Below are 24,477 nucleotides of genomic sequence, written 5' to 3'. Positions count from 1 at the left end.
AGCAAGGAGGAACTGCGATGACCCATCCCACCGTCACCACACCGGTGCCGCCGCCTGCCGACGACCCCTTCCGCTACGGCTGGCGCTACGTCCGTCGGCCTACCCCCAACGATCCCGACCACCTCGAACCGGTGCCGCTCACCCTCGAGGACGTGTTGCACCCCGAAGTGGGAGACTTCATCGTGCACAGTGACCGCCACGAAACCGACCGGATGTACCTCACGGCGGTGCTGCGCGCTCGGCTCGAAGCAGAGGGGCGGGCCATTGTGCTGAGTGATGTGCGGGTGGCGTGGGACGTGCCCGACCTGCGGCCGCACGGGCCGGACGTGATGGTCATTCCAGGACTGCGCGAGCGGCGCGACTGGAGCACGTTTGACGTGGCGGAGGAGGGGGTACGACCGGCGTTGATGATTGAGATCACCTCGCCGGAGACGCGGGAGAACGATGTGGTGTGGAAGGTGGCGCACTACGCACGGGCGGGGGTGGCGCAGTATGTGATTGTGGACAACGTTGGACGGCGGGGGGAGCGGCAGCTCCGGTTACTCGATTACCGGCTGGTAGGGGACACCTACCGGCTGCAACCGCCGGACGAGCGGGGGTGGGTGTATCTGGAGCTGGCCGACCTGTGGGTGGGGGTGGAAGGCGACCACGTGGTGTGCTACGCCGACGACGGCACGGCGTTTGGCGACTATGCGGCGGTGGTGCAGCAGGCGGCGGAAGCTGAGGCGCGAGCGCGACAGGAAGCGGCAGCGCGGGCGGAGGCAGAAGCGCGAGCGCGACAGGAAGCGGCAGCACGGGCGGAGGCGGAAGCACGAGCGCGAGCAGCGGAAGAACAGGCCCAACGCGAAGCAACAGCGCGGGCGGAGGCGGAAGCGCTGGCACGTGCAGCAGCGGAACAGGCGCAGCGGGAAGCGGCCGTACGGGCCGAGGCAGAAGCACAGGCCCGGCGGGAAGCAGCCGCACGGGCCGAGGCGGAAGCGCTGGCGCGAGCGGCAGCAGAACAAGCGCAACGGGAAGCAGCCGCACGAGCGGAGCTTGCAGCCCGTCTGCGTGAGCTAGAGGCCGAGTTGCGGCGGTTGCGTGGATGAGAAGAAGCAGGTGTATTGCAAACTCCACTATCATCTGTGGTAAGTACAGTGAAGACACCCCTATCGTAATGGGCGATAGGGGTTTTCATCATTTCTGATTTTCGGCTGCTTATGATACGCTGACGAATGTCCGTTTGCCTGCCATCTCCACACGTTATGGTGTACGAGTACCTCAAGACTCACAAGTATTTCTCCGAGGTAGGTTGGGAACCCGCTGTATCACGTGCCGAAAGGAGCTATCGACTATTTATTCGTCGAAGACTGCCCATACTCACCAACCACCGTCTGCCAGGCCGCAGGTGTATCAACATCGGTCACTACTGCCGGATCGTCAACGTCTAGCCAGCAAATCTGATCGCTATAGCGCTCTAATACAGTGCGGGCGCCGCTGTCGCCGCTCAACTGATAGAGTTCATTGAATAGAGGAGCAGCGATAATTACCGGATTGCCACGCTGACCACGATAGCGTGGGATCACAGCCAGTACGTCAGGTCGAGATTGATAGGCGTTGATCAATTGTCGCATCAGTCGGGCAGTCACTAGCGGCTGATCAACAAGTAATATCATCGCCGCATCAGCAGTGGCGGGTAATGCGCGGAGGCCTGTTGCCAGTGAAGTACTTAAGCCTGCTGCAAAGTCTGGATTAGGAACGATGGTAACGGGGAGATCGCGGAGAGCGGCACGAACAGCATCTTCGGCTGCCCCAACAACAACCACCAGTCCGGTGAGCGGAACGGCGAGCGCTTCTGCGGCGATGTGAGCGACGAGCGGCTGTCCACGCCAGGAGAGAAGTTGTTTGGGTTGCCCCATCCGTACCGATTGACCAGCAGCCAACAAGAGACCGTAGATGTTCATCGCCAGACCTCGCGCAACACGTTGATGAGCACCGCATCCTCGGCAGGAAAGACACTGCGTAGATCGCACAGCACCTGCTCATCAACAATTCGGGCTACAACCGGAGGATCGGCCATACGCAAGCGATGAGCAAGTGCAGTAGCATTTTCAGTTGCAGGTGTAAGCAGAACACCTGCACTCGGTTGAGTGACTCCCGGTAACGAACCTCCTCCTACGGCACTGGCACAATCGGTAGCACGTGCCGGAATACCGACTGCGCTCAGCGCAGCAGCGATGACTTGCGCTCGTGCTAGCAGATCGCTTACTGGCGTACTAATCAGCTTCCAGACCGGAATCTCTTGTAGTGCTGTCCCACGCAGATAACTGTACAGTGTCGCCGCCAGGCCGGCAATGGTACTCTTATCGACCCGTAACGCACGGGCTAACGGATGGCGACGCAATTGCCCGATCAGATCGCGGCGTCCGACGATGATTCCGGCTTGTGGTCCACCGAGCAACTTATCACCGGAAAAGGTCACCAGATCGGCACCGGCAGCAACGCTCTCCTGTACCATCGGTTCGGGTGGTAGCCCAAACTGGCGCGTATCAATGAGCGTGCCACTACCTAAATCGTCGAGTAACGGCAAGCTATGCTGATGCGCGACGGTAGCCAGTTCGGCCAGGGATGGTTCATAGACAAAACCGATCAGGCGAAAATTGCTGGCGTGGACGCGCAAGATCAGAGCGGTACGTTCACTGATCGCAGCCACATAATCACGAGTGTAAGTACGATTGGTGGTGCCAACCTCAACCAGCGTTGCTCCACTGGCGCGTAAGACATCAGGGATACGGAACCCACCACCAATCTCTACCGCTTGCCCGCGTGAGACGATCACTTCACGACCAGCAGCCAGTGCAATCAGTGCCAGGTACACTGCGGCAGCGTTGTTGTTAACAACTAATGCCGACTCAGCTCCTGTCAACTGCGTTAGCAACGACTCCAGATGAACGTGGCGTGAACCTCGTTCACCCTGAGTAAGATCATACTCAAGGTTACTATAACCGGCGCCGATTGACTGCATTGCCGCCCGTGCAGCTTCGCTCAGTGGTGCACGCCCCAGATTAGTTTGAATAACCACGCCGGTAGCATTGATTAGTGGCCGCAGGCTTGGGGCAAAACTGGCCTTCAGGTGCGCATGAACTGCTGCTACCAATGCCGATACCTCTGGTGGTGGATGACCATTGCTGATCGCCGTGCGCGCCTCGGCCAATACCACCCGCGCCGCATCGCGGATTAATTCGTGCGGTAGCTCCGGCCAATCGGGCTGGACAGCACGGATCAACGTATCAACACTTGGCAACGAGCGAAATGACATCGTTCTCACCCCAAACCATCACGACTCGGCTGGGTTAGCTCAAACGCCTTACGCAGCACTTGCTCATAGGCGGGTGTCAGTTCACGTTTGCGACGTGCCATGACGATTCGCGCCACACTAATCATCGTATCAATTCGATACTCACGAAACACCTCGCCGCCCCAGGTAAAGTGAGGGACATTTTTGGGGGCACTGTGCATACCGAAGACATTGGAACCGGTACCGATCATCGTTCCACCGGTGAGATGAAGACCGATACCTAATTTTACGTGATCGGCCAGGAAACAACCTAACTTCAGAATACCGGTGTCAATTTGTCCAATACCTTCAAGCATTACTCGTACCGAACCGTAATTGTTTTTTAGATCGGAATTAGTTGTCATTGCACCGATATTTACCCATTCGCCGAGCCAGCTATGACCCAGGAATCCATCGTGATGTTTGTTTGAGTAGCCGTGAATAATCGACGCCTCGACCTCACCACCGACCCGGCAGACCGGCCCGATACAACTTTCTGCACGAATGCGGGCACTGGCGATGATTGTGCCAGGACCGATATAGGCGGGTCCCTGGATGTAACTAAACGGTTCGATGTGAGCCGCTTCGACAAAGATCGGCCCATCACGGCTATCAAACACCACTGGCCCAATCAGTTGCGCTGCCGGGTCAACGTAGACGCGCTTGCCGTGCGTAATGATATGAGGAGTGTCGGCAGAGAAGAGTGGGAGACGACGGGCCAGCAACGGTTCGTCGCGAATTAACTGCTCACCAGCCTCAGTGATGAGGTCCCATGGATACCTCAAGAGTGCTGCTGGGGGCTGTAGTTCAACTACACGCGCAAAACGGAGCAACTCGTCGCGGGCAGCTTCTGCCTGCTGCTCACGAAGATAATAGATGATCGCACTGGCAAGCGCCGGAGATACTCGTGCCCCAAGTAGTGTCTCTCCGGTGATATAAGCGGTGTTGATCGGTTCACAGGCAAGTGCAGTTAACCATTCAAGGTTGAGAGCCCGCCCGTTCACCAACAGAATGGGATCACTGCTCGCTAACAATGAGGCTAACCCGCCGGATGGCCCGAAGTACGCCATTAGATGGGGTCGCATCAATCCGTGGGCCGGTCGGCCAAGGATCGCCATAACACGCTCACGAGTCGAGAAGGCGCCACAACGTAGTTCAAAGACCGGACGAGCCTGAACTAATGTTGCAAAGTGGCGCCAGAGTTCATCTTCAAACAGGATGACGGTCATACCGTTTTGACTATTGCCCACATGCAGGGTTGCTGTTCGATCAAAAGCATAGCACAGATTACGCGCTTCGCAACTGGGGCTAAGGAAAGCAGATGAGTTCGATTGGCCTGAGTTGTCATCAATTTGTAATCCACCGTATCCCAAAAGTTATCCACATTTTCGTACAAGTTATCCACATTACGACAGGAGATCGTGGAGATGTTGGGGATAACTTGTTGACCCGCACCTGAAACACACCTTTACGCGAGTGCTACAATACCTCTCAAAGAGCGTCCATGCGAATGTTGATCGTCACTAATCTCTGAACTGATGCGTGAAGAGGGCTAACGATCATACGTGTGAAATCTGCACCAACGTTCAGCTACACACTGACGACCACCAGCGGAGAAGTTTTATGACCACGACCCTTGTTCGCGGCTGCTGCCCCCATGATTGCCCTGATACTTGTGCTACCATTACTGAAGTACGCGATGGACGTGCGGTTGCGTTTTATGCCAACCCCGAACATCCGATTACGCAAGGATGGCTCTGTGCGAAAGTACGGCCATACCTCGAACGAGTGTACAGCCCGGACCGTTTACTGTACCCGCTTCGTCGTACCGGTACGAAAGGTAGTGGATCGTGGAAACGGATTGACTGGGAAGAGGCTATCGCGACGATTAGCGAACGATGGAAGGCCATTATTGCCGAATATGGAGCTGCGGCCATTCTCCCCTATTCGTACAGTGGTACACTGGGGTTACTACAAACCGCGATTGTTGATGCGCGACTCTGGAATCGGATGGGCGCCAGCGCTCTTGATCGCACTATCTGCTGTGCTGCAGCGCACGCTGCTGTTTATGCCACACTCGGCGCACGGTACAGCCCGGATTACGATGATCTCTTGCACAGCCGATTGATCATTCTTTGGGGGCACAATCCGGCCAGCTCTGGCCCCCATGCGATGCCGTTTATCCGCCAGGCGCAACGGTCTGGGGCTTATGTGGTCGTGATCGATCCACGACGAACTGCTACTGCCCGCTCGGCCGATTTGCACCTGCCGATCAATCCGGCGACGGATGGCGCGTTAGCGCTTGGGATGATGCACGTTATTTTTGCCGAGCATTTGCACGATGAACCATGGCTTGAAGCACACACGGTAGGGTGGCGTGACCTACGAGCACGGGCGGCTGAGTATGATCCCGAACGAGTCGCAACCATTACTGGCTTGCCAGCGCAAACCATCATCGAGCTGGCGCGTCGCTACGCAACCACAAAACCGGCAATCATCAAAACGGCTGATGGTATTCAGCGCCATCAGAATGGTGGTCAAACTTTCCGTGCCCTGCTCTGCCTGCCGGCCGTTGTCGGTCAATACGGTGTGCGTGGTGGCGGTCTGGCTTATTCGACGGGCGGTTATGCCGTATGGGATAGTGAAGCCATCGGACACGCCTCGGAATGTCCATCGCCACCCCGTTCCATCAATATGAACCGTCTTGGTGCAGCGCTCACAGGTGAAGTAACCGATCCACCGATTATGTCGCTCTTCGTGTACTGTGCAAACCCGCTAGCTTCCTCTCCCAATGCTGGTCTGATCGAACAGGGATTACGACGAGAAGACCTGTTTACCGTCGTGCATGACCTCTTTATGACCGATACCGCTCGTTACGCCGATATTGTCTTACCTGCAACCAGCCAGCTTGAACATCTCGATCTGCATCGCGCCTATGGTCATCGCTATCTGACCCTCAATCAACCGGCCATTGCACCATTGGGTGAAGCAAAGAGTAATTGGGATGTAAGCCGTCTGCTGGCACGAGCGATGGGCTATACCGAACCGTGGTTGCACGAGAGCGCCGAGGATGCGATCCGTGGGGTTTTGGAAGCCTCACGGGCACGTAATCCATTTCTAGCCAACATCACCTTTGAACGCTTACAACGCGAGGGAACGGTACGACTGAACCTGTCACCGGAGGATGAAGTTCCCTTTGCCAACGGCCACTTTCCAACACCATCGGGCAAAGTGGAGCTGTGGAGTGCCACACTGGCTGCTCAGGGTCTCGATCCACTGCCCCGCTATGAGCCACCGACCGAGTATGTGACCCATCCGCTTGAAGACGGATGGCTAACCCTGATTTCTGCTGCGCCACACCATTTTGTCTCATCAAGCATGGCAAACCAGCCGAGTCTTCGTCGCAAAGAAGGAGAGCCACACGTCGAGATAAACCCAATCGATGCCGCTGCCCGTGACATTCGCGATGGCGATATGGTAGTTGTGAGCAACGAACGTGGGCAGTGTTGCCTGCGTGCGGTTATCAGCACTAATGTACCGGTAGGCGTGGTCGCTGCCACAAAAGGACACTGGGCAAGCCTTTCACCCGACGGTCGGAACGTCAATTGGACAACTCCCGACGCACTGGCCGATTTAGGTGGACAGAGCACATTTCATAGCAATCGAGTGCAGATCAGGGCGGCAAGGCCTTGAGAGTACTTCAACCTGCCCATCCGAATCGCTGCAACGAAAGGATGATGGTTTGTGAAACGCCTCTCATGGACTGGGAATGGTCAATCAATGACCGAAATCACAATTTTGCTCGGATTGGTGGCAGCAGTGGCGATAGCCAGTCTAACTCTTACCGGTGAAGGTACACGCGATGCACTCTGTCGGGCTGCCGGTGCTTTTGGCAGCAACTGTAGTGACTTGTTTGTTGATAATTTCGCTCATCTCGATAACTGGACGATCCAGAATGGGCGCTGGCAAGTTCGTGATGGTCGTCTTTGCATTGAGGGTACAGGCCGTATCTATCACTCACTTAACCGGAGTGATTACGTTATTGATATAAATCTGGCTCGTATTAGCCAGGGCAATGGTTATGGCATCTTCTTCCGCGATTCAGGTGGGCCGGCATTCAACGGTTATACGTTTCAATATGACCCAGGGTACGGGAAAGGTGCATTTATTTTTCGCAAGTGGATCAATGGCCGAGAATTGTCGGTACCGATTGCCCGCGTTGACGCACCAACCGGGTATAACTGGTATGGTAGCGACCGACAGGTGCGCGTAGAGGTACGCGGTGATACATTCACAGCCTTCATTGACGGTCAGTTGGTCGTTCAGGCTCGTGACACTACGTTCACTCAGGGCGGGATTGGGTTGCGTAGTTGGGATGCAACGAGTGTCTGTTTCGACGATCTTAGGATACGCAGGCCGTGAGCAGGGTGACTGTCAATCTACGCTAGCGTGTACCGCGATTGGCAGGGATAACTCGAGAAACGCGCAAGGGGCTAAGGAGGTAGCAATGAGTACGGGTGAGCAATTCGACCCCGATTACTACGTGAAATGGCGACCACCGCTTATTCCACCAGGGCAGGGACGGCAAGTAGTCCGCATTGCGATTTTCGTGCTCAGTGGAATACTGATAATCATGGCCGCAGTTGCACTCTGGCGAAGCAACTTGATCGCGTTGCCCGGTGGTCGTGGCACAATTGTCGGAAAAGTGATTGCGCCGAGTGAAGGGGCAGTTGTGTTTACACTGACAAACCCTACCGAAATCCCGGTTGGCGTAGATGGTCGTTTTACGCTACCTGATGTTCCTTCTGGACGACAGATGCTCTACGTTGGTTTTTCCGGCACTGCCTGGGAAGTAGAGGTTAATGTACCCAATCAGGGGATGGTTGACGTGGGGGTCATTACCGTTGAAACAACTGCCGAGGCGATCAGGGAGAGGTAAACAGTGTGAAGAGAGCGGTTAGCGTTTTCCCGGCGGTTGTTTGCTCCCCAGCTCCTTCCTCGTCCATGGTTTGAAAGGGGCGAAGAAGAGAATATTCGGGCATCAGGACAGATGAAGGTGTCTCACGGTACAGTGAATGAACCCTGATAGGTGGACGGGCGCAGCGTTGCTGCGCCCTGACCCTATCTCCTGCTGCAACAGGAGATGTCGGATTGGCGCTCTGTAACCATCGTCATGGACACATGTAGAGGCGAGGCGATGCCTCGCCTCTCATCGTGAACCGTCTCGCATCCATCGCCGAGGTTCATCTGTCGTGACATGATTATTCGGATAAACCCTTCGTGCCCATGGATCAGCCCCCAACGCAGATGCTACATCATCGGCTGAAGTGACGGCGTGACAGTGGATTCTTGGTCGATAACAGCCGACGTACACGACCGGACGATACACCGTGTGGTTCCGCATCGTTTGCATGCCGACTGCCACCGTCTACCGCATTATCACCGCCACTCTCAGAGACGTCCAGACGCATTAGCACACAATCCCTATGGATGGGCGTACATCTATACAATCACCGAATCTTGCTGATACACACCAAACACTTCACGCAGCACATCACACATCTCGCCAAGCGTGCAGTAAGCACGCACACATTCGAGGATTGCCGGCATCATATTTTCGGTACCTTGCGCAGCAGCACGTAATTCGGCCAGCCGACGCTTTACCAGTTCCTGATCACGATCGCGGCGCACCCGATTGAGGCGTTCGAGATGACGCTTCTCACCCTCTGGGTCCATTTGCAGAATTGGGATGGTTATCGGCTCATCGTCCTGGAAGGCATTTACACCGACAATGATGCGTTCACCGCGATCAATCTCTTGCTGGTAGCGATACGCAGCATCGGCGATTTCGCGGTGGAAGTAGCCGTTACGTATCGCAGCAATAACCCCACCTTGCGCATTGATGGCATCGAAGATGTGTTGTGCTTCGCGCTCCATGCGGTCGGTCAGGGCTTCCACGAAATAGCTCCCGCCGAGCGGATCAACCGTGTTGGCCACACCACTCTCATAGGCAATGATTTGCTGGGTGCGTAGGGCTATTGTCACCGCTTTTTCTGATGGCAAGGCCAGGGCTTCATCCATCGAATTGGTATGGAGGCTCTGAGTACCGCCGAGTACTGCGGCCAGGGCCTGAATGGCAGTACGCACAATATTAATTTCAGGCTGCTGAGCAGTTAATGAACAACCAGCAGTTTGGGTATGGAAGCGTAACCACCACGAACGTTCGTTCTTTGCTCCGTAGCGTTCGCGCATCGCCCGCGCCCAGATGCGGCGCGCAGCACGATATTTCGCAATCTCTTCAAAGAAGTCGTTGTGGGCGTTGAAGAAGAAACTAATTCGCGGTGCAAATTCGTCAATATCCAGACCGCGCTCTAGCGCTGCTTCAACATAAGCGAATCCATCGGCCAGCGTGAAAGCCAGTTCTTGTACGGCAGTGCTTCCGGCCTCGCGGATATGGTATCCACTCACGCTAATGGGATTCCACTGTGGTACATGTCGGGTAGCAAATTCGATAGTATCGACAACCAGGCGCATGCTCGGTTCAGGCGGGAAGATGTACTCGTTCTGGGCAATATACTCTTTCAGAATATCGTTCTGAATCGTACCGCGTAATTTGCTCCAGGGAATCCCGCGCTTTTCGGCAACTACCAGATACATCGCCCAGATCATCGCTGCTGGCGAGTTGATAGTCATTGAGGTGCTGACTTGATCGAGCGGCAGATCGGCCAGCAGAATCTCCATGTCGGCTAGCGAGGATACCGCCACACCGCATTTACCAAATTCCCCCTCGACCAACGGATGATCCGTATCACGTCCGTACAGTGTCGGCATGTCAAAGGCGATGGATAGGCCAGTCTGACCTTGCTCTAGCAGATACTTGAAACGGGCATTGGTCTCTTCAGCACTACCAAAACCGGCAAACATGCGCATTGTCCACAATTTGCCGCGGTAACCGGTTGGGTGAATGCCCCGTGTGAAAGGGTACTGACCAGGATAGCCAACATTCCGCAGAAAATGTTCTGTCGGCGAAATACCGTCGCGTGTCAGATCGAGTGGTGTGTAGAGCCGTTCAACTGGTGAGCTACTGGTAGTCATGAACGGGCCTGAGCGTTCGGGTGTCCGGCGCAGAGCTGGCCAGAGACACTGCTGTTCCCATTGCTCGTGGGCGGCAGTAAGCTGCTCAATGTCAGACATCATCGTCCCTCCTGACTGACGAATGGTTCACAGACGTATATCTCTATTGTACAACGGAGTCGCCAATTAACGAACGGGCTAATGCCACTGCACTGACAGATTGTGCGCCGGCACTACGCAACGCGGTTGCACATGCTGCGAGTGTGGCACCGGTGGTAAGCACATCGTCAACCAGGATGATACGGCACGGTGGTGGCGTGCGTTTTACCCAGACGAAAGCCCCAGCAACATTGGCTGCACGACTGCTTGCAGCCAGCCGAGCCTGCCGATTGGTGGCGCGCACCCGCACCAGGCCGTCGAGTAGTGGTGGTCCACCAGGACGACGGAGACGACTGGCGATCTCGGCTGCCTGATTAAAACCTCGTTCACGAAATCGGTCACGGTGCAGAGGAACCGCGATCAGAGCATCGGCGCTAAGTGGACCAACAGCAGTCGCCAACAGATCGCCTAAAGCGTAAGCTATCCGTCGTCGCCGACCGTACTTGAGTTGATGGATAGCTCTGATCAATTCGCCTTCATAACGAAAGGCAACCCATGCGCCATCGAGGCCAGGAGGTGGCGGAAAGGGCGGAAACGGTTGGAGCCGCTCGCGACAGGCAGCACAGAAGAGGTTGCCGGTCAGACGATGACAGCCAGCACAGCGCTCAGGAAACAGCCAGTTCAGGATATGTTCAAGCATACCACATCGCGTCCTGCTATCACGATAAAGCACGTACAATACCTGTAGAGCACTATTGTGACAATAGTGAACCTACTCTACAGATCAGAACGTTTTTCAGCGCAAAAGGATACGCAAATATGGCCCGTACAAAACAGACCAATGCCACTGAGTACACCCCGAAGCGCAAAGGTCAATTGCCAACCAAAATATGTGTGGTATGTCATCGCCCATTTGAATGGCGCAAAAAATGGGCTACCTGCTGGCAGGAAATACGTTACTGTTCAGAACGATGTCGGCGCGCCAGGAAGGGGCTGAGAGAGAGTGAACCTTAGCACATGATCAACAACCGAGGTTTTTGATGAGTCTCGACAATGATGCACAACTAGTGTTTCGGGGAATGGTGGCAGGTAACGCATGCGTCGCGGCGACGCGATGGTAAAGGGTTTTATGAGAATATCCTTAGTCTGGGGCGCAAAGGAGGCGTATCCCTGGCGTGATACCGTCGCCGAGGACGTCGCTGCGGGCTGGAGCGTCAGGGCTGGCCGACAGCCGCGATGGGATGCCCTTCGCAGGACAAGCCCGCTGCGTTCACTGGCTGCCCGGCGAGTACGTTCATCTGCGACGGCGCATCGCAGCGCCAGAACCCGAATCGGTTGGTGTCCCGCTCAGCCCGACATCCGTGCTCCAGACTTCTATGAGAAGCATAGCCTGAAAGCACAACGAGAATCAAGAACTATTCACCGCTACGTCACCCTCGACCTTCACAAGGAGTACGTCATGGTCGGGGTAATGAACGCTGCCCAGGAATGGGTCCTGCGACCGCGCAAGGTGGCGATGATGCGCTGCCGCACGTGGGCCGCCGCCAACCTGTGCCAGGGCGACACCGTCATCCTGGAGACGACCGGTACCGTCTGGGCGATCTCCGACAGTGTTGGTCCGCTCGTCACGCGGACGGTAGTCGCGCACGCCGGGGCAGTTCGGCAGATTGCCGACGTGCGGGGCAAGCCCCACACGGAAGACCTACAACACCTGTTCCGGCTGTTGATCGCCGCCATCGTGCCGGACGTGTGGGTGCAGCCTGCCCACGTGCGCGCGGTGCGCGGTCTGCGTTCGTCCCGCAACTGGCTAGGAACACCAGCAACGATGATTCGCAATCGTCTGCACCGCCTGCTGCACCGCCACAACCTGAAGGTGGGCGAGAACGGTCTCACGGATGCAGCGTGGTGGGACAGCCAGCCGCTCGGTGCGCCGGAGAACCTGCACAGGCGGCAGGCACTAGCCCTGCCATCTGCGTCCAACGGTTTGCGCTTCAGTCGCCCGACTGAGCCCAGCGGAGGCGGGTCGGCTGGAGCGAGTGGTTAGGCCGCCGCTACGGATAGTCCTTCCTCACCGCCGGAATGAACCCTTTACACGGCCCACCCACGCACACACTGACGTCATACGAACGCCAGCCCCGCTCGCTGAACCAGAAGTTGCCATAAGCAGAAGTCACGTAGATGTCGAAACGGATCGTGTAAGCCCCTGGGCCCCAGTTGGGGATGTTCTGGATGGTCAGGTTCACCATAGGAGAAGGGTCGCCTTTTGGCGTGCCACACACAGAGGCCCAACTGCTGCCCGTGACTTCCCCGTGACCGGCCTTGGCCCAGCGATAGCGGAGTTCGTAGCTGAAATGGGGATAACTACACGTCCAGTCAGCGACGCCTGTGTTTTGCACTTTCACAGCAATGGGATACGTGCCACCGTGATCCATGGTCGGCGGATGGTTGTCCGGCGTGCCCCAGTTGATCTGCAAAGGGTTCCAGCGGTAGGACGGGGTGAGCAAGGCATTATTGTTGGCTGCATCCCGGATATGGACGCCGGTGTAGTAGTGCACCAGGATCTGCTCGGCGCGTTCCCAGCGCACACTCCAGGCGCCCAGGTCCCGATTCATGTTGAAGCTCAGATTGCCTCGCGCCCAGCGGCCGGCTCCTTTCTGGCTCATGCCACGGCCATGCCCGTCTGGGACGATGTCCGGATGGGAACTGATGGGGTCATCTACAGCGATCAAGTAAGGCTGCCCACCATTGACCGTGCGGTTGCCAATATCGGCAAAGAATTCGCTGAAGGCCGGCAGGTCATCGTTGGGATAGGTGCCATAGGCGATGTAGTGACGCCGAGCAACGGCCCCGCACACAATCCGCTGATACCGGTTGAGGTTGCTGCTGGCACACGGGTCGCTCGGATTGTCCGGGAAGGTGGTCGACGAGAGGGCTTCAAAGGTGTAAGGAACGAAGACCTGAAACTGGTTCGAGTTATTGATGGCGCTCCCCTGGCGGATATGCCAGTAAGCGTAGGAACGGGCAGCGATGGCCTGCGCCTGGATGGCAGTGGGGTGGAAAGGATCAACAGGCATTTCCCTGGGCACTACGTCCAAAAGGTAGTCGGTCTCGATGGGGATAGTGATGGGATTGTTCGTATAGGGATAGGGACGACTGGAAATAGCCGTACAACCGTAGTATGTGTCATTGGATGAACAGAGATGATAGGTTCCGGTAGCAGGATTGACCCACAGAGCGCCACTTGACTCCAATCGATACACACGTAGGGTGATATGTGAAGGAGGATTAAAAGAGGCAAAAGCGCTTTGAGAACTGATCGCTCCTACGAGGAGTAAAGTCAGCGAAAGACGTTTAAAACGAATAGACATTATATCCCCCTTACGGCCATGTTACTTCTATAAGGCACAATGGACCATATAGGCAGGTTACAGCGAGGGAATCACCATTGAGGGACCAAGCCAAGTTCCATCCGAAATTCCCAGCCGGGAATACCATATGAGGCAGCAAATGCTTGTTTTGCCCAGTTGTGGCTTCAACCAAATAAAGACCCTCCCACGTTGTCCCGTCCCGATATTCTACAGTAGCCAATACGGACAGCATTTGGCTATTTGGCGCCCAAGCCATATCGGTCACATAATGCCGACCGGGTTCGATATCCGGCCCTGGCGATAGCATTCGGCGCTCTCCCGTTTCCATGTCCAGGATGGTCAACTCGGTGCGCCCAAAAGGCAGATCCAGATCGCCCGTCGTGATGAAAGCCAGATAGCGCCCATCCGGACTCCACTGCGCCTCCAGAGGCCACGGCGGAATGTCCATCGCTTCAGGGTTGTACTCCCCCAACGTCAGTTCGCACACCTGGGTGGTCTTCACGTCCAACAAAAACGTCCAGAACTGCGAATAGAGCACAACCCGGGTGCCATCGGGATGCCAAACCATAGTGAATTGCGGCGACCGATAGCGTATGGCCCACTCCAATTCCGGCTTCGGATACTTCCAGGCGGCAACGTTCCATGGCACCGTTTGAATGACCCGGCTTTCCCCATCGAAAACCTGCGGTCGGTCCGGCTCCGAGCGGGAGAAGTACCACAGTCGCTTCCCACCCGGTTCAACCGCCAACGCTCCCCTTATGTCTGACGTCAGGCGTTCTACCTGTTGGGGGTTGCCATAGCTGATCCACAATTCTGGATGGTAGACGATCGGCGGTTCCTGGCCCTTTTCCGCCACCAGGGTGATATAGGCCACGGCCCTTAAGGCCGGCAACCAGACCGGCTTGCCGCTGCTCCCGTCACGCTCGGCGTAAGTGTTCAACTCACCGGTGCGGACGTTGAAAAGGTCGATGCTACTGCGGTTAGTGTCGGGAATGTCCCGGGTGATGAGCAACTGTTGTCCATCCGGCAGCCACCCGGCGATGCCGATGGCCGAGGGATGGGTCAGCACCACCCGAGGTTCGGAAAACCGGTAAGCCTCGAAAGGCGGACCAGGCTCGGCAGGCACAGGCTGACCCGCAAATAGGCAAGGTGGCACCGGCATAGGAACGACCGTAGGTGTTGCTGGTGGAGGATAGGGTGGCAGTGTCGGCGTCTCGAGAGGGGATTGGAAGGCTTGAAATCCCGGTTGCGCTCCCTCCTGTAGCTGGTCAAGGGTCATGGCAAGAACCACTGCCAGGCCTACGAGCACCAGCAGGCCCAACAAACCTTCTGCGATGCTGAACATGCGTTTCATGTTGCACCTCTAATTTACTCATGTATGCACTCCGCTGCAAGTTCGATCATGCACACGCAGCAGCCTAACGGCACCGAGCTCAGCCGCTGCGACCGAGGCGAGTGAAGCGAGCGAGGTAGCAGTCGGCTGGAAGCGCGTGTTGGGCGGCCATTCTTGTGGCAATCCTACTTGCTCGCAACGACAAAGACACGCCCTTCCTTTTCAGGCTCATCAATGGCCGTCTTCAAGTCTTGAATCCTGGCAAAGTAGGTGTTCTTCCAACCAGCATCATGTAATAGATCGCTTACCTTTTTCATTTCAAAGACGGTGTTGAACACGATCTCTGCAAAGCGCTCATATAGTCCGTTGGGTAAGCGAACAAATCCACTTATTCTTGTCCACGCCTTATCGCCGGTACCATCGTACATGCCGTGCGTGATGATCACCGCATCTTCGTCGCTTTCGTCAACATAAACGTTGTTCCAACGTCTCAACCCGCTGCGTGTGTTGAGGTCAAAGATAAAGTAACCATCACAAACGGCGTAGACGCATTGAAAACATTTGTACAATGCCTTTTCGCTTTCGAGATGATTGAGCGCGTCATACGTAGAAACGACCAAACCAAAGCGTTCATCGAGCGTGAAGTTACTTGCATCACCCTGGACAAAAGCGGCCTGCCCCGAATCAATGTATTGACGCGCATTTTCACGAGCATATTCGAGCATGTGTTCCGAGAGATCAAGGCCAACGACGCGATACCCCTGCTCCAGAAAATAGACCGCAAGATGTCCAGTACCGCAACAGAGATCGAGGACGGTCTTATCCTTGTGTCCAATCGGCGTGGCGGCATAGAAATCGAGGATAAGCGGAGCAACTTGCCTGGCAAAACCAGACCATCTCAAATTATAGACTCGGGCGAAGCCCTGACTGTACGACTGCATCTGATTCACTCCTGCGACCATGAGGCCGCCCAACGGTTTGCGCTTCACCTGCGCCACGCAGCGCAGCGGTGTCAGGTGCAAGCGCATGTTAGCCAGCGTTTGTTCGGTTACCGCTACCACAACCGCGTGATACCATATGCATCAAATTCAGGGTCGCGGCTCACAATCGGCATCTGCTCGACAAGGGCCTGGGCAATTAGCAACCGATCAAAATGGATCACGATGGTGAAACGGTAAAATAGCCACTTGAGCCGTATGACTGATGGTGATACCCAGTATCCCGATACGATTCAAACTGATTTGCTGCGGAATAAAGGGCTCAAAGGGTTGTGCCAGTCGGAGCCTACCCAACCTGTTTTAATAGCCATCTCCCATAGGCTGGCAACACTCAAGAAGACGTCGTTGTTGACATTTTCACTCAACGTTCGCGCTGTTGAACTGAGACGTTCATCCCCGCCAATCAACCACAAAAAGCTGTGAGTGTCCAACAATAGTTTCATAGCATATAGGCGTTGAAATCGGCAAGTGGCGCATCAAAGTCCTCACTCATGACAATGAGTCCTTTGGCACTCCCAAATTGGCGACGTGCCTGTGGTATAGCAGGCACCAGTTGCACGGCTTCCTGGAGGTCTTTGAGAATAACGACCGTTTCGCCCTTGAGCGCTGCATTCACTAACTCGAGCAAACGTGATTTTGCTTCTTCTAGACTAACTTGCAGCATTTCGCCAACCTTTCTGGAAATATAAGGTGCCCTATGAACGCTGGCTAACGGTTGGTTTTCTTAGAATATCCTTAGTCTGGGGCGCAAAGGAGGCGTATCCCTGGCGTGATACCGTCGCCGAGGACGTCGCTGCGGGGTGGAGCGTCAGGGCTGGCCGACAGCCGCGATGGGATGCCCTGCGCAGGACAAGCCCGCTGCGTTCACTGGCTGCCCGGCGAATACGTTCATCTGCGACGGCGCATCGCAGCGCCAGAACCCGAATCGGTTGGTGTCCCGCTCAGCCCGACATCCGTGCCCCAGACTTCTATGAGAAGCATAGCATGAAAGCACAACGAGAATCAAGAACTATTCACCGCTACGTCACCCTCGACCTTCACAAGGAGTACGTCATGGTCGGGGTAATGAACGCTGCCCAGGAATAGGTCCTGCGACCGCACCAGGTGGCGATGATGCGCTGCCGCACGTGGGCCGCCGCCAACCTGTGCCAGGGCGACACCGTCATCCTGGAGACGACCGGTACCGTCTGGGCGATCTCCGACAGTGTTGGCCCGCTCGTCACAGGGACGGTAGTCGCGCACGCCGAGGCAGTTCGGCAGATTGCCGACGTACGGGGCAAGCCCGACACGGAAGACCTGCAACGCCTGTTCCGGCTGTTGATCGCCGCCATCGTGCCGGACGTGTGGGTGCAGCCTGCCCACGTGCGCGCGGTGCGCGGTCTGCGTTCGTCCCGCAACCGGCTAGGAACACCAGCAACAATGATTCGCAATCGTCTGCACCGCCTGCTGCACCGCCACAACCTGAAGGTGGGCGAGAACGGTCTCACGGATGCAGCGTGGTGGGACAGCCAGCCGCTCGGTGCGCCGGAGAACCTGCACAGGCGGCAGGCACTAGCCCTGCCATCTGCGTCCAACGGTTTGCGCTTCAGTCGCCCGACTGAGCCCAGCGGAGGCGGGTCGGCTGGAGCGAGTGGTTAGGCCGCCGCTACGGATAGTCCTTCCTCACCGCCGGAATGAACCCTTTACACGGCCCACCCACGCACACACTGACGTCATACGAACGCCAGCCCCGCTCGCTGAACCAGAAGTTGCCATAAGCAGAAGTCACGTAGATGTCGAAACGGATCGTGTAAGCCCCTGGGCCCCAGTTGGGGATGTTCTGGATGGTCAGGTTCACCATAGGAGAAGGGTCGCCTTTTGGCGTGCCACACACAGAGGCCCAACTGCTGCCCGTGACTTCCCCGTGACCGGCCTTGGCCCAGCGATAGCGGAGTTCGTAGCTGAAATGGGGATAACTACACGTCCAGTCAGCGACGCCTGTGTTTTGCACTTTCACAGCAATGGGATACGTGCCACCGTGATCCATGGTCGGCGGATGGTTGTCCGGCGTGCCCCAGTTGATCTGCAAAGGGTTCCAGCGGTAGGACGGGGTGAGCAAGGCATTATTGTTGGCTGCATCCCGGATATGGACGCCGGTGTAGTAGTGCACCAGGATCTGCTCGGCGCGTTCCCAGCGCACACTCCAGGCGCCCAGGTCCCGATTCATGTTGAAGCTCAGATTGCCTCGCGCCCAGCGGCCGGCTCCTTTCTGGCTCATGCCACGGCCATGCCCGTCTGGGACGATGTCCGGATGGGAACTGATGGGGTCATCTACAGCGATCAAGTAAGGCTGCCCACCATTGACCGTGCGGTTGCCAATATCGGCAAAGAATTCGCTGAAGGCCGGCAGGTCATCGTTGGGATAGGTGCCATAGGCGATGTAGTGACGCCGAGCAACGGCCCCGCACACAATCCGCTGATACCGGTTGAGGTTGCTGCTGGCACACGGGTCGCTCGGATTGTCCGGGAAGGTGGTCGACGAGAGGGCTTCAAAGGTGTAAGGAACGAAGACCTGAAACTGGTTCGAGTTATTGATGGCGCTCCCCTGGCGGATATGCCAGTAGGCGTAGGAGCGGGCAGCGATGGCCTGCGCCTGGATGGCCGTAGGATGGAAAGGATCAATAGGCATTTCCCTGGGCACTACGTCCAAAAGGTAGTCGGTCTCGATGGACACAGTGGCGGGATTGTTCGTATATGGATAGGGACGTACTTGGTCTGAGGGGTAGCGAAACTGATCGAACCAAGTACAGCCCCAATTTTTATCAGGTGGATTAAGTTGGCAGGCAATATTGGTGTTTCCTCCGCCCGGGTAAACCAATCTGTACATGGTTACAGTAATCGAATCCGGTGGAGTAAACGAAGATACGGGTGTAGCAGTTGCTGATCCCAGCACGGCTATTAGCAGAATGAGGGGAATCCCTGCGAACCTCAGAACCCAGCTCAAGATTCCTCGTCGCAAAGGAAGTTTTTCTTGGGCTTTCATCGCGTGACCTCCACCGAGACAATGCAGAGCCGACCTTCAATCATCAAATGTTCTTTCGGTTCCACCACTGGGCACGCTAATGCTATCGCCTGGCCGGTCGGTGACCATGCGATCCCCCACGCACCAATATTAACAAACTGGTGATCTGCCAGTATCTCTTTTGCATAACCTGTAGTGGCATTGATGAAATACAAGCCGTGAAGCTCCAGTCCGTTCTCACTGGTACCTTTTTTGGCGATAACCAGGAGGTCATGACTATTGGGAGCCCAGGCGATAGCATATAAGTATTGGAGCCCAAGATTGAGGTAGCGCCGTTCTCCGGTATTCATGTCTATCAGCGTCAGGTCAGTGAAATGGACAGGGGGATCCCCCACAGTGGTTAATGCAGCTATATAACGCCCATTTGGGCTCCATTGCACATGAAATGTCCACCGCTTGCCATATCTGGCTTCACTTTTCTCAAAGCCAAGGTCTAGTTCGCAAATTTGCCCTGAGGGTAAATCGGCTAAATAAAAACCTGTATCGTTGTAGAAAGCAATTTGGTCACCATTGGGATGCCAAGCAGCCCGATACGGCTCCGGTCCAAATTGTTGTCCTAAAGCGGACAACTCCTGCCACGGCGTCAATGGCAAAGTAAAGGGAAAGGTTTGCCGTTGAGCCTGGGCTACATCAAAGGCTTCAGGCCGATCCTGGGCGGTGAAAAAGACCACCCGTCGACCGTCAGAACTAACGGCCAGGTAAGGGGTTGCCAAGCCGGTAACCACCTCTTCCAGAGGTAACCCTTCTCCCCGACTGATAAGCAACACATTCTGTTTATTATGCGAAACATCGACAAAGGCCACTGCCTGTGCGGAAGCCAGCCAGACCGGTTTGGGATTAGAGACAATGCTGAAACCTTGCCACTCCCCGTAGCGCTGTAGTTCTCCCGTTTTTACATTGAATGTCTCAATGTATTCCCCGGACTGGTCAGGAGTCAACCGGGTGATCAAGAGGCGCTGACCATCCGGCAGCCACCCGGCGATGCCGATGGCCGAGGGGTGGGTCAGCACCACCCGGGGTTCGGAAAACCGGTAAGTCTCTAAAGGCGGACCAGGCTCGGCAGGCGCAGGCTGACCCGCAAATAGGCAAGGTGGCACCGGCTTGGGAACGGCCGTAGGTGTTTCTGGTAGAGGATAGGGTGGCAGTGTCGGCGTCTCGAGAGGGGATTGGAAGGCTTGAAATCCCGGTTGCGCTCCCTCCTGTAGCTGGTCAAGGGTCATGGCAAGAACCACTGCCAGGCCTACGAGCACCAGCAGGCCCAACAAACCTTCTGCGATGCTGAACATGCGTTTCATGTTGCACCTCTAATTTACTCATGTATGCACTCCGCTGCAAGTTCGATCATGCACACGCAGCAGCCTAACGGCACCGAGCTCAGCCGCTGCGACCGAGGCGAGTGAAGCGAGCGAGGTAGCAGTCGGCTGGAAGCGCGTGTTGGGCGGCCATTCTTGTGGCAATCCTACTTGCTCGCAACGACAAAGACACGCCCTTCCTTTTCAGGCTCATCAATGGCCGTCTTCAAGTCTTGAATCCTGGCAAAGTAGGTGTTCTTCCAACCAGCATCATGTAATAGATCGCTTACCTTTTTCATTTCAAAGACGGTGTTGAACACGATCTCTGCAAAGCGCTCATATAGTCCGTTGGGTAAGCGAACAAATCCACTTATTCTTGTCCACGCCTTATCGCCGGTACCATCGTACATGCCGTGCGTGATGATCACCGCATCTTCGTCGCTTTCGTCAACATAAACGTTGTTCCAACGTCTCAACCCGCTGCGTGTGTTGAGGTCAAAGATAAAGTAACCATCACAAACGGCGTAGACGCATTGAAAACATTTGTACAATGCCTTTTCGCTTTCGAGATGATTGAGCGCGTCATACGTAGAAACGACCAAACCAAAGCGTTCATCGAGCGTGAAGTTACTTGCATCACCCTGGACAAAAGCGGCCTGCCCCGAATCAATGTATTGACGCGCATTTTCACGAGCATATTCGAGCATGTGTTCCGAGAGATCAAGGCCAACGACGCGATACCCCTGCTCCAGAAAATAGACCGCAAGATGTCCAGTACCGCAACAGAGATCGAGGACGGTCTTATCCTTGTGTCCAATCGGCGTGGCGGCATAGAAATCGAGGATAAGCGGAGCAACTTGCCTGGCAAAACCAGACCATCTCAAATTATAGACTCGGGCGAAGCCCTGACTGTACGACTGCATCTGATTCACTCCTGCGACCATGAGGCCGCCCAACGGTTTGCGCTTCACCTGCGCCACGCAGCGCAGCGGTGTCAGGTGCAAGCGCATGTTAGCCAGCGTTTGTTCGGTTACCGCTACCACAACCGCGTGATACCATATGCATCAAATTCAGGGTCGCGGCTCACAATCGGCATCTGCTCGACAAGGGCCTGGGCAATTAGCAACCGATCAAAATGGATCACGATGGTGAAACGGTAAAATAGCCACTTGAGCCGTATGACTGATGGTGATACCCAGTATCCCGATACGATTCAAACTGATTTGCTGCGGAATAAAGGGCTCAAAGGGTTGTGCCAGTCGGAGCCTACCCAACCTGTTTTAATAGCCATCTCCCATAGGCTGGCAACACTCAAGAAGACGTCGTTGTTGACATTTTCACTCAACGTTCGCGCTGTTGAACTGAGACGTTCATCCCCGCCAATCAACCACAAAAAGCTGTGAGTGTCCAACAATAGTTTCATAGCATATAGGCGTTGAAATCGGCAAGTGGCGCATCAAAGTCCTCACTCATGACAATGAGTCCTTTGGCACTCCCAAATTGGCGACGTGCCTGTGGTATAGCAGGCACCAGTTGCACGGCTTCCTGGAGGTCTTTGAGAATAACGACCGTTTCGCCCTTGAGCGCTGCATTCACTAACTCGAGCAAACGTGATTTTGCTTCTTCTAGACTAACTTGCAGCATTTCGCCAACCTTTCTGGAAATATAAGGTGCCCTATGAACGCTGGCTAACGGTTGGTTTTCTTAGAATATCCTTAGTCTGGGGTGCAAAGGAGGTGTATCCCTGGCGTGATACCGTCGCCGAGGACGTCGCTGCGGGGTGGAGCGTCAGGGCTGGCCGACAGCTGCGATGGGTGCCCTTCGCAGGACAAGCCCGCTGCGTTCACTGGCTGCCCGGCGAATACGTTCATCTGCGACGGCGCATCGCAGCGCCAGAACCCGAATCGGTTGGTGTCCCGCTCAGCCCGACATCCGCGCCCCAGACTTCTATGAGAAGCATAGCATGAAAGCACAACGAGAATCAAGAACTATTCACCGCTACGTCGCCCTCGACCTTCACAAGGAGTACGTCATGGTCGGGGTAATGAACGCTGCCCAGGAATAGGTCCTGCGACCGCACCAGGTGGCGATGATGCGCTGCCACACGTGGGCCGCCGCCAACCTGTGCCAGGGCGACACCGTCATCCTGGAGACGACCGGTACCGTCTGGGCGATCTCCGACAGTGTTGGCCCGCTCGTCACAGGGACGGTAGTCGCGCACGCCGGGGCAGTTCGGCAGATTGCCGACGCGCGGGGCAAGCCCGACACGGAAGACCTGCAACGCCTGTTCCGGCTGTTGATCGCCGCCATCGTGCCGGACGTGTGGGTGCAGCCTGCCCACGTGCGCGCGGTGCGCGGTCTGCGTTCGTCCCGCAACCGGCTAGGAACACCAGCAACAATGATTCGCAATCGTCTGCACCGCCTGCTGCACCGCCACAACCTGAAGGTGGGCGAGAACGGTCTCACGGATGCAGCGTGGTGGGACAGCCAGCCGCTCGGTGCGCCGGAGAACCTGCACAGGCGGCAGGCACTAGCCCTGCCATCTGCGTCCAACGGTTTGCGCTTCAGTCGCCCGACTGAGCCCAGCGGAGGCGGGTCGGCTGGAGCGAGTGGTTAGGCCGCCGCTACGGATAGTCCTTCCTCACCGCCGGAATGAACCCTTTACACGGCCCACCCACGCACACACTGACGTCATACGAACGCCAGCCCCGCTCGCTGAACCAGAAGTTGCCATAAGCAGAAGTCACGTAGATGTCGAAACGGATCGTGTAAGCCCCTGGGCCCCAGTTGGGGATGTTCTGGATGGTCAGGTTCACCATAGGAGAAGGGTCGCCTTTTGGCGTGCCACACACAGAGGCCCAACTGCTGCCCGTGACTTCCCCGTGACCGGCCTTGGCCCAGCGATAGCGGAGTTCGTAGCTGAAATGGGGATAACTACACGTCCAGTCAGCGACGCCTGTGTTTTGCACTTTCACAGCAATGGGATACGTGCCACCGTGATCCATGGTCGGCGGATGGTTGTCCGGCGTGCCCCAGTTGATCTGCAAAGGGTTCCAGCGGTAGGACGGGGTGAGCAAGGCATTATTGTTGGCTGCATCCCGGATATGGACGCCGGTGTAGTAGTGCACCAGGATCTGCTCGGCGCGTTCCCAGCGCACACTCCAGGCGCCCAGGTCCCGATTCATGTTGAAGCTCAGATTGCCTCGCGCCCAGCGGCCGGCTCCTTTCTGGCTCATGCCACGGCCATGCCCGTCTGGGACGATGTCCGGATGGGAACTGATGGGGTCATCTACAGCGATCAAGTAAGGCTGCCCACCATTGACCGTGCGGTTGCCAATATCGGCAAAGAATTCGCTGAAGGCCGGCAGGTCATCGTTGGGATAGGTGCCATAGGCGATGTAGTGACGCCGAGCAACGGCCCCGCACACAATCCGCTGATACCGGTTGAGGTTGCTGCTGGCACACGGGTCGCTCGGATTGTCCGGGAAGGTGGTCGACGAGAGGGCTTCAAAGGTGTAAGGAACGAAGACCTGAAACTGGTTCGAGTTATTGATGGCGCTCCCCTGGCGGATATGCCAGTAGGCGTAGGAGCGGGCGGCGATGGCCTGCGCCTGGATGGCCGTGGGATGGAAAGGATCAACAGGCATTTCCCTGGGCACTACGTCCAAGAGATAGTCGGTCTCGATGGAGATGGTTGCAGGATTGGTAGAGTAAGGATAGGCACGAGTTTGACTACGTTCGCACGGGTAACCAGACTCATTACAGAAGGCAGTGCATCCCCATGTTGTATGGCCAGAAGCGCATAGAGTGTAAGGTTCTCTACGCGCACCACTGGCCGTAAGCCAATACAACCAAACGCTTATCTGAGAAGGCGGCGAGTAGGCCATAGGTGTTCGGGCTGTAGCTCGTGGAGCCAAGATAGCAAATATACACAGA

Annotated in this window: 22 protein-coding genes; 8 read left to right on the top strand and 14 right to left on the bottom strand. The window is 56.1% G+C overall.

Features of this window, described 5'->3' with window-relative positions; all coding sequences use genetic code 11:
- The first annotated feature begins 17 nt into the window (after positions 1 to 17).
- Positions 18 to 1,088, top strand: a complete 1,071-nt coding sequence (locus QTO31_RS03135) for a Uma2 family endonuclease (RefSeq protein ID WP_301428067.1) — start codon at positions 18 to 20, stop codon at positions 1,086 to 1,088.
- Between the two features lie 243 nt (positions 1,089 to 1,331).
- Here the strand turns inward: QTO31_RS03135 and QTO31_RS03130 are convergent, their stop codons facing one another.
- From QTO31_RS03130 to QTO31_RS03120, 3 genes are read right to left on the bottom strand one after another with little or no spacing between them, the layout of a single operon-like run.
- Positions 1,332 to 1,943 carry a nucleotidyltransferase family protein gene (locus QTO31_RS03130; protein ID WP_301428066.1) on the bottom strand — a complete coding sequence of 204 codons (612 nt, stop codon included), beginning with the start codon at positions 1,941 to 1,943 and terminating at the stop codon, positions 1,332 to 1,334.
- Positions 1,940 to 3,298 carry an L-seryl-tRNA(Sec) selenium transferase gene (selA, locus tag QTO31_RS03125; RefSeq protein ID WP_031460889.1) on the bottom strand — a complete coding sequence of 453 codons (1,359 nt, stop codon included), beginning with the start codon at positions 3,296 to 3,298 and terminating at the stop codon, positions 1,940 to 1,942. The genes QTO31_RS03130 and selA overlap by 4 nt, the downstream gene beginning before the upstream one ends.
- A 5-nt stretch (positions 3,299 to 3,303) precedes the next feature.
- Positions 3,304 to 4,566, bottom strand: coding sequence for a putative sugar nucleotidyl transferase (locus tag QTO31_RS03120; RefSeq protein ID WP_301428065.1), 1,263 nt, complete (start codon positions 4,564 to 4,566; stop codon positions 3,304 to 3,306).
- A 373-nt stretch (positions 4,567 to 4,939) separates the two neighbouring features.
- On the opposite strand from QTO31_RS03120, the gene QTO31_RS03115 reads away from it, so the two are divergent.
- The 3 genes from QTO31_RS03115 to QTO31_RS03105 all read left to right on the top strand — a co-directional run bounded on the left by QTO31_RS03115 (position 4,940) and on the right by QTO31_RS03105 (position 8,255).
- On the top strand, positions 4,940 to 7,009 hold the full coding sequence (locus QTO31_RS03115; RefSeq protein ID WP_301428064.1) for a molybdopterin-dependent oxidoreductase: 2,070 nt from the start codon (positions 4,940 to 4,942) through the stop codon (positions 7,007 to 7,009).
- A 51-nt stretch (positions 7,010 to 7,060) separates the two neighbouring features.
- Positions 7,061 to 7,738 (top strand): family 16 glycoside hydrolase, encoded by a 678-nt coding sequence (locus tag QTO31_RS03110; protein WP_031460886.1) that lies wholly within the window; start codon positions 7,061 to 7,063, stop codon positions 7,736 to 7,738.
- Positions 7,739 to 7,823: 85 nt separating this feature from the next.
- Complete coding sequence (locus QTO31_RS03105) at positions 7,824 to 8,255, top strand: hypothetical protein (RefSeq protein WP_301428063.1); 432 nt, start codon at positions 7,824 to 7,826, stop codon at positions 8,253 to 8,255.
- Between the two features lie 563 nt (positions 8,256 to 8,818).
- On the opposite strand, the gene QTO31_RS03100 is transcribed toward QTO31_RS03105, so the two are convergent.
- Together QTO31_RS03100 and QTO31_RS03095 are read right to left on the bottom strand one after the other, a co-directional pair.
- Complete coding sequence (locus tag QTO31_RS03100) at positions 8,819 to 10,513, bottom strand: methylmalonyl-CoA mutase family protein (RefSeq protein WP_301428062.1); 1,695 nt, start codon at positions 10,511 to 10,513, stop codon at positions 8,819 to 8,821.
- 40 nt (positions 10,514 to 10,553) lie between these two features.
- Complete coding sequence (locus tag QTO31_RS03095) at positions 10,554 to 11,189, bottom strand: ComF family protein (RefSeq protein WP_301428061.1); 636 nt, start codon at positions 11,187 to 11,189, stop codon at positions 10,554 to 10,556.
- A 119-nt stretch (positions 11,190 to 11,308) separates the two neighbouring features.
- Here QTO31_RS03095 and QTO31_RS03090 point away from each other — a divergent pair, with 119 nt between their 5' ends.
- Positions 11,309 to 11,503, top strand: coding sequence for a DUF2256 domain-containing protein (locus QTO31_RS03090; protein WP_081910061.1), 195 nt, complete (start codon positions 11,309 to 11,311; stop codon positions 11,501 to 11,503).
- Between the two features lie 445 nt (positions 11,504 to 11,948).
- Positions 11,949 to 12,533 carry a hypothetical protein gene (locus QTO31_RS03085; RefSeq protein ID WP_301428060.1) on the top strand — a complete coding sequence of 195 codons (585 nt, stop codon included), beginning with the start codon at positions 11,949 to 11,951 and terminating at the stop codon, positions 12,531 to 12,533.
- Positions 12,534 to 12,540: 7 nt separating this feature from the next.
- Here QTO31_RS03085 and QTO31_RS03080 read toward each other — a convergent pair whose 3' ends face one another.
- The 4 genes from QTO31_RS03080 to QTO31_RS03065 all read right to left on the bottom strand — a co-directional run bounded on the left by QTO31_RS03080 (position 12,541) and on the right by QTO31_RS03065 (position 16,852).
- On the bottom strand, positions 12,541 to 13,857 hold the full coding sequence (locus QTO31_RS03080) for a SpoIID/LytB domain-containing protein (RefSeq protein WP_301428059.1): 1,317 nt from the start codon (positions 13,855 to 13,857) through the stop codon (positions 12,541 to 12,543).
- 10 nt (positions 13,858 to 13,867) lie between these two features.
- Positions 13,868 to 15,211, bottom strand: coding sequence for a hypothetical protein (locus tag QTO31_RS03075; RefSeq protein WP_301428058.1), 1,344 nt, complete (start codon positions 15,209 to 15,211; stop codon positions 13,868 to 13,870).
- A 164-nt stretch (positions 15,212 to 15,375) separates the two neighbouring features.
- Complete coding sequence (locus QTO31_RS03070; RefSeq protein ID WP_301428051.1) at positions 15,376 to 16,218, bottom strand: class I SAM-dependent DNA methyltransferase; 843 nt, start codon at positions 16,216 to 16,218, stop codon at positions 15,376 to 15,378.
- A 409-nt stretch (positions 16,219 to 16,627) separates the two neighbouring features.
- Positions 16,628 to 16,852: a type II toxin-antitoxin system Phd/YefM family antitoxin gene (locus tag QTO31_RS03065; protein WP_031460261.1), complete on the bottom strand. Its 225-nt coding sequence runs from the start codon at positions 16,850 to 16,852 to the stop codon at positions 16,628 to 16,630.
- Positions 16,853 to 17,298: 446 nt separating this feature from the next.
- Between QTO31_RS03065 and QTO31_RS03060 the strand changes: the two genes are divergently transcribed.
- Positions 17,299 to 17,826 carry a hypothetical protein gene (locus QTO31_RS03060; RefSeq protein ID WP_301428057.1) on the top strand — a complete coding sequence of 176 codons (528 nt, stop codon included), beginning with the start codon at positions 17,299 to 17,301 and terminating at the stop codon, positions 17,824 to 17,826.
- A 7-nt stretch (positions 17,827 to 17,833) separates the two neighbouring features.
- Here the strand turns inward: QTO31_RS03060 and QTO31_RS03055 are convergent, their stop codons facing one another.
- The 4 genes from QTO31_RS03055 to QTO31_RS03040 form a co-directional block, all read right to left on the bottom strand.
- A complete protein-coding gene (locus QTO31_RS03055; protein WP_301428056.1) occupies positions 17,834 to 19,210 on the bottom strand; it encodes a SpoIID/LytB domain-containing protein in 1,377 nt (458 codons plus the stop codon).
- Positions 19,207 to 20,544, bottom strand: coding sequence for a hypothetical protein (locus QTO31_RS03050; RefSeq protein WP_301428055.1), 1,338 nt, complete (start codon positions 20,542 to 20,544; stop codon positions 19,207 to 19,209). Before QTO31_RS03050 ends, QTO31_RS03055 begins: the two co-directional genes overlap by 4 nt.
- Positions 20,545 to 20,708: 164 nt before the next feature.
- Positions 20,709 to 21,551 (bottom strand): class I SAM-dependent DNA methyltransferase, encoded by an 843-nt coding sequence (locus QTO31_RS03045; protein ID WP_301428051.1) that lies wholly within the window; start codon positions 21,549 to 21,551, stop codon positions 20,709 to 20,711.
- A 409-nt stretch (positions 21,552 to 21,960) separates the two neighbouring features.
- A complete protein-coding gene (locus QTO31_RS03040; RefSeq protein ID WP_031460261.1) occupies positions 21,961 to 22,185 on the bottom strand; it encodes a type II toxin-antitoxin system Phd/YefM family antitoxin in 225 nt (74 codons plus the stop codon).
- A 445-nt stretch (positions 22,186 to 22,630) separates the two neighbouring features.
- On the opposite strand from QTO31_RS03040, the gene QTO31_RS03035 reads away from it, so the two are divergent.
- A complete protein-coding gene (locus QTO31_RS03035) occupies positions 22,631 to 23,158 on the top strand; it encodes a hypothetical protein (RefSeq protein WP_301428054.1) in 528 nt (175 codons plus the stop codon).
- Between the two features lie 7 nt (positions 23,159 to 23,165).
- Here QTO31_RS03035 and QTO31_RS03030 read toward each other — a convergent pair whose 3' ends face one another.
- Positions 23,166 to 24,428, bottom strand: a complete 1,263-nt coding sequence (locus QTO31_RS03030) for a SpoIID/LytB domain-containing protein (protein ID WP_301428053.1) — start codon at positions 24,426 to 24,428, stop codon at positions 23,166 to 23,168.
- Positions 24,429 to 24,477: the final 49 nt, after the last annotated feature.

The sequence above is a fragment of the Chloroflexus sp. MS-CIW-1 genome (assembly GCF_030444705.1).
GTDB lineage: Bacteria > Chloroflexota > Chloroflexia > Chloroflexales > Chloroflexaceae > Chloroflexus.
This window is presented reverse-complemented; position numbering and strand designations above follow the sequence as displayed.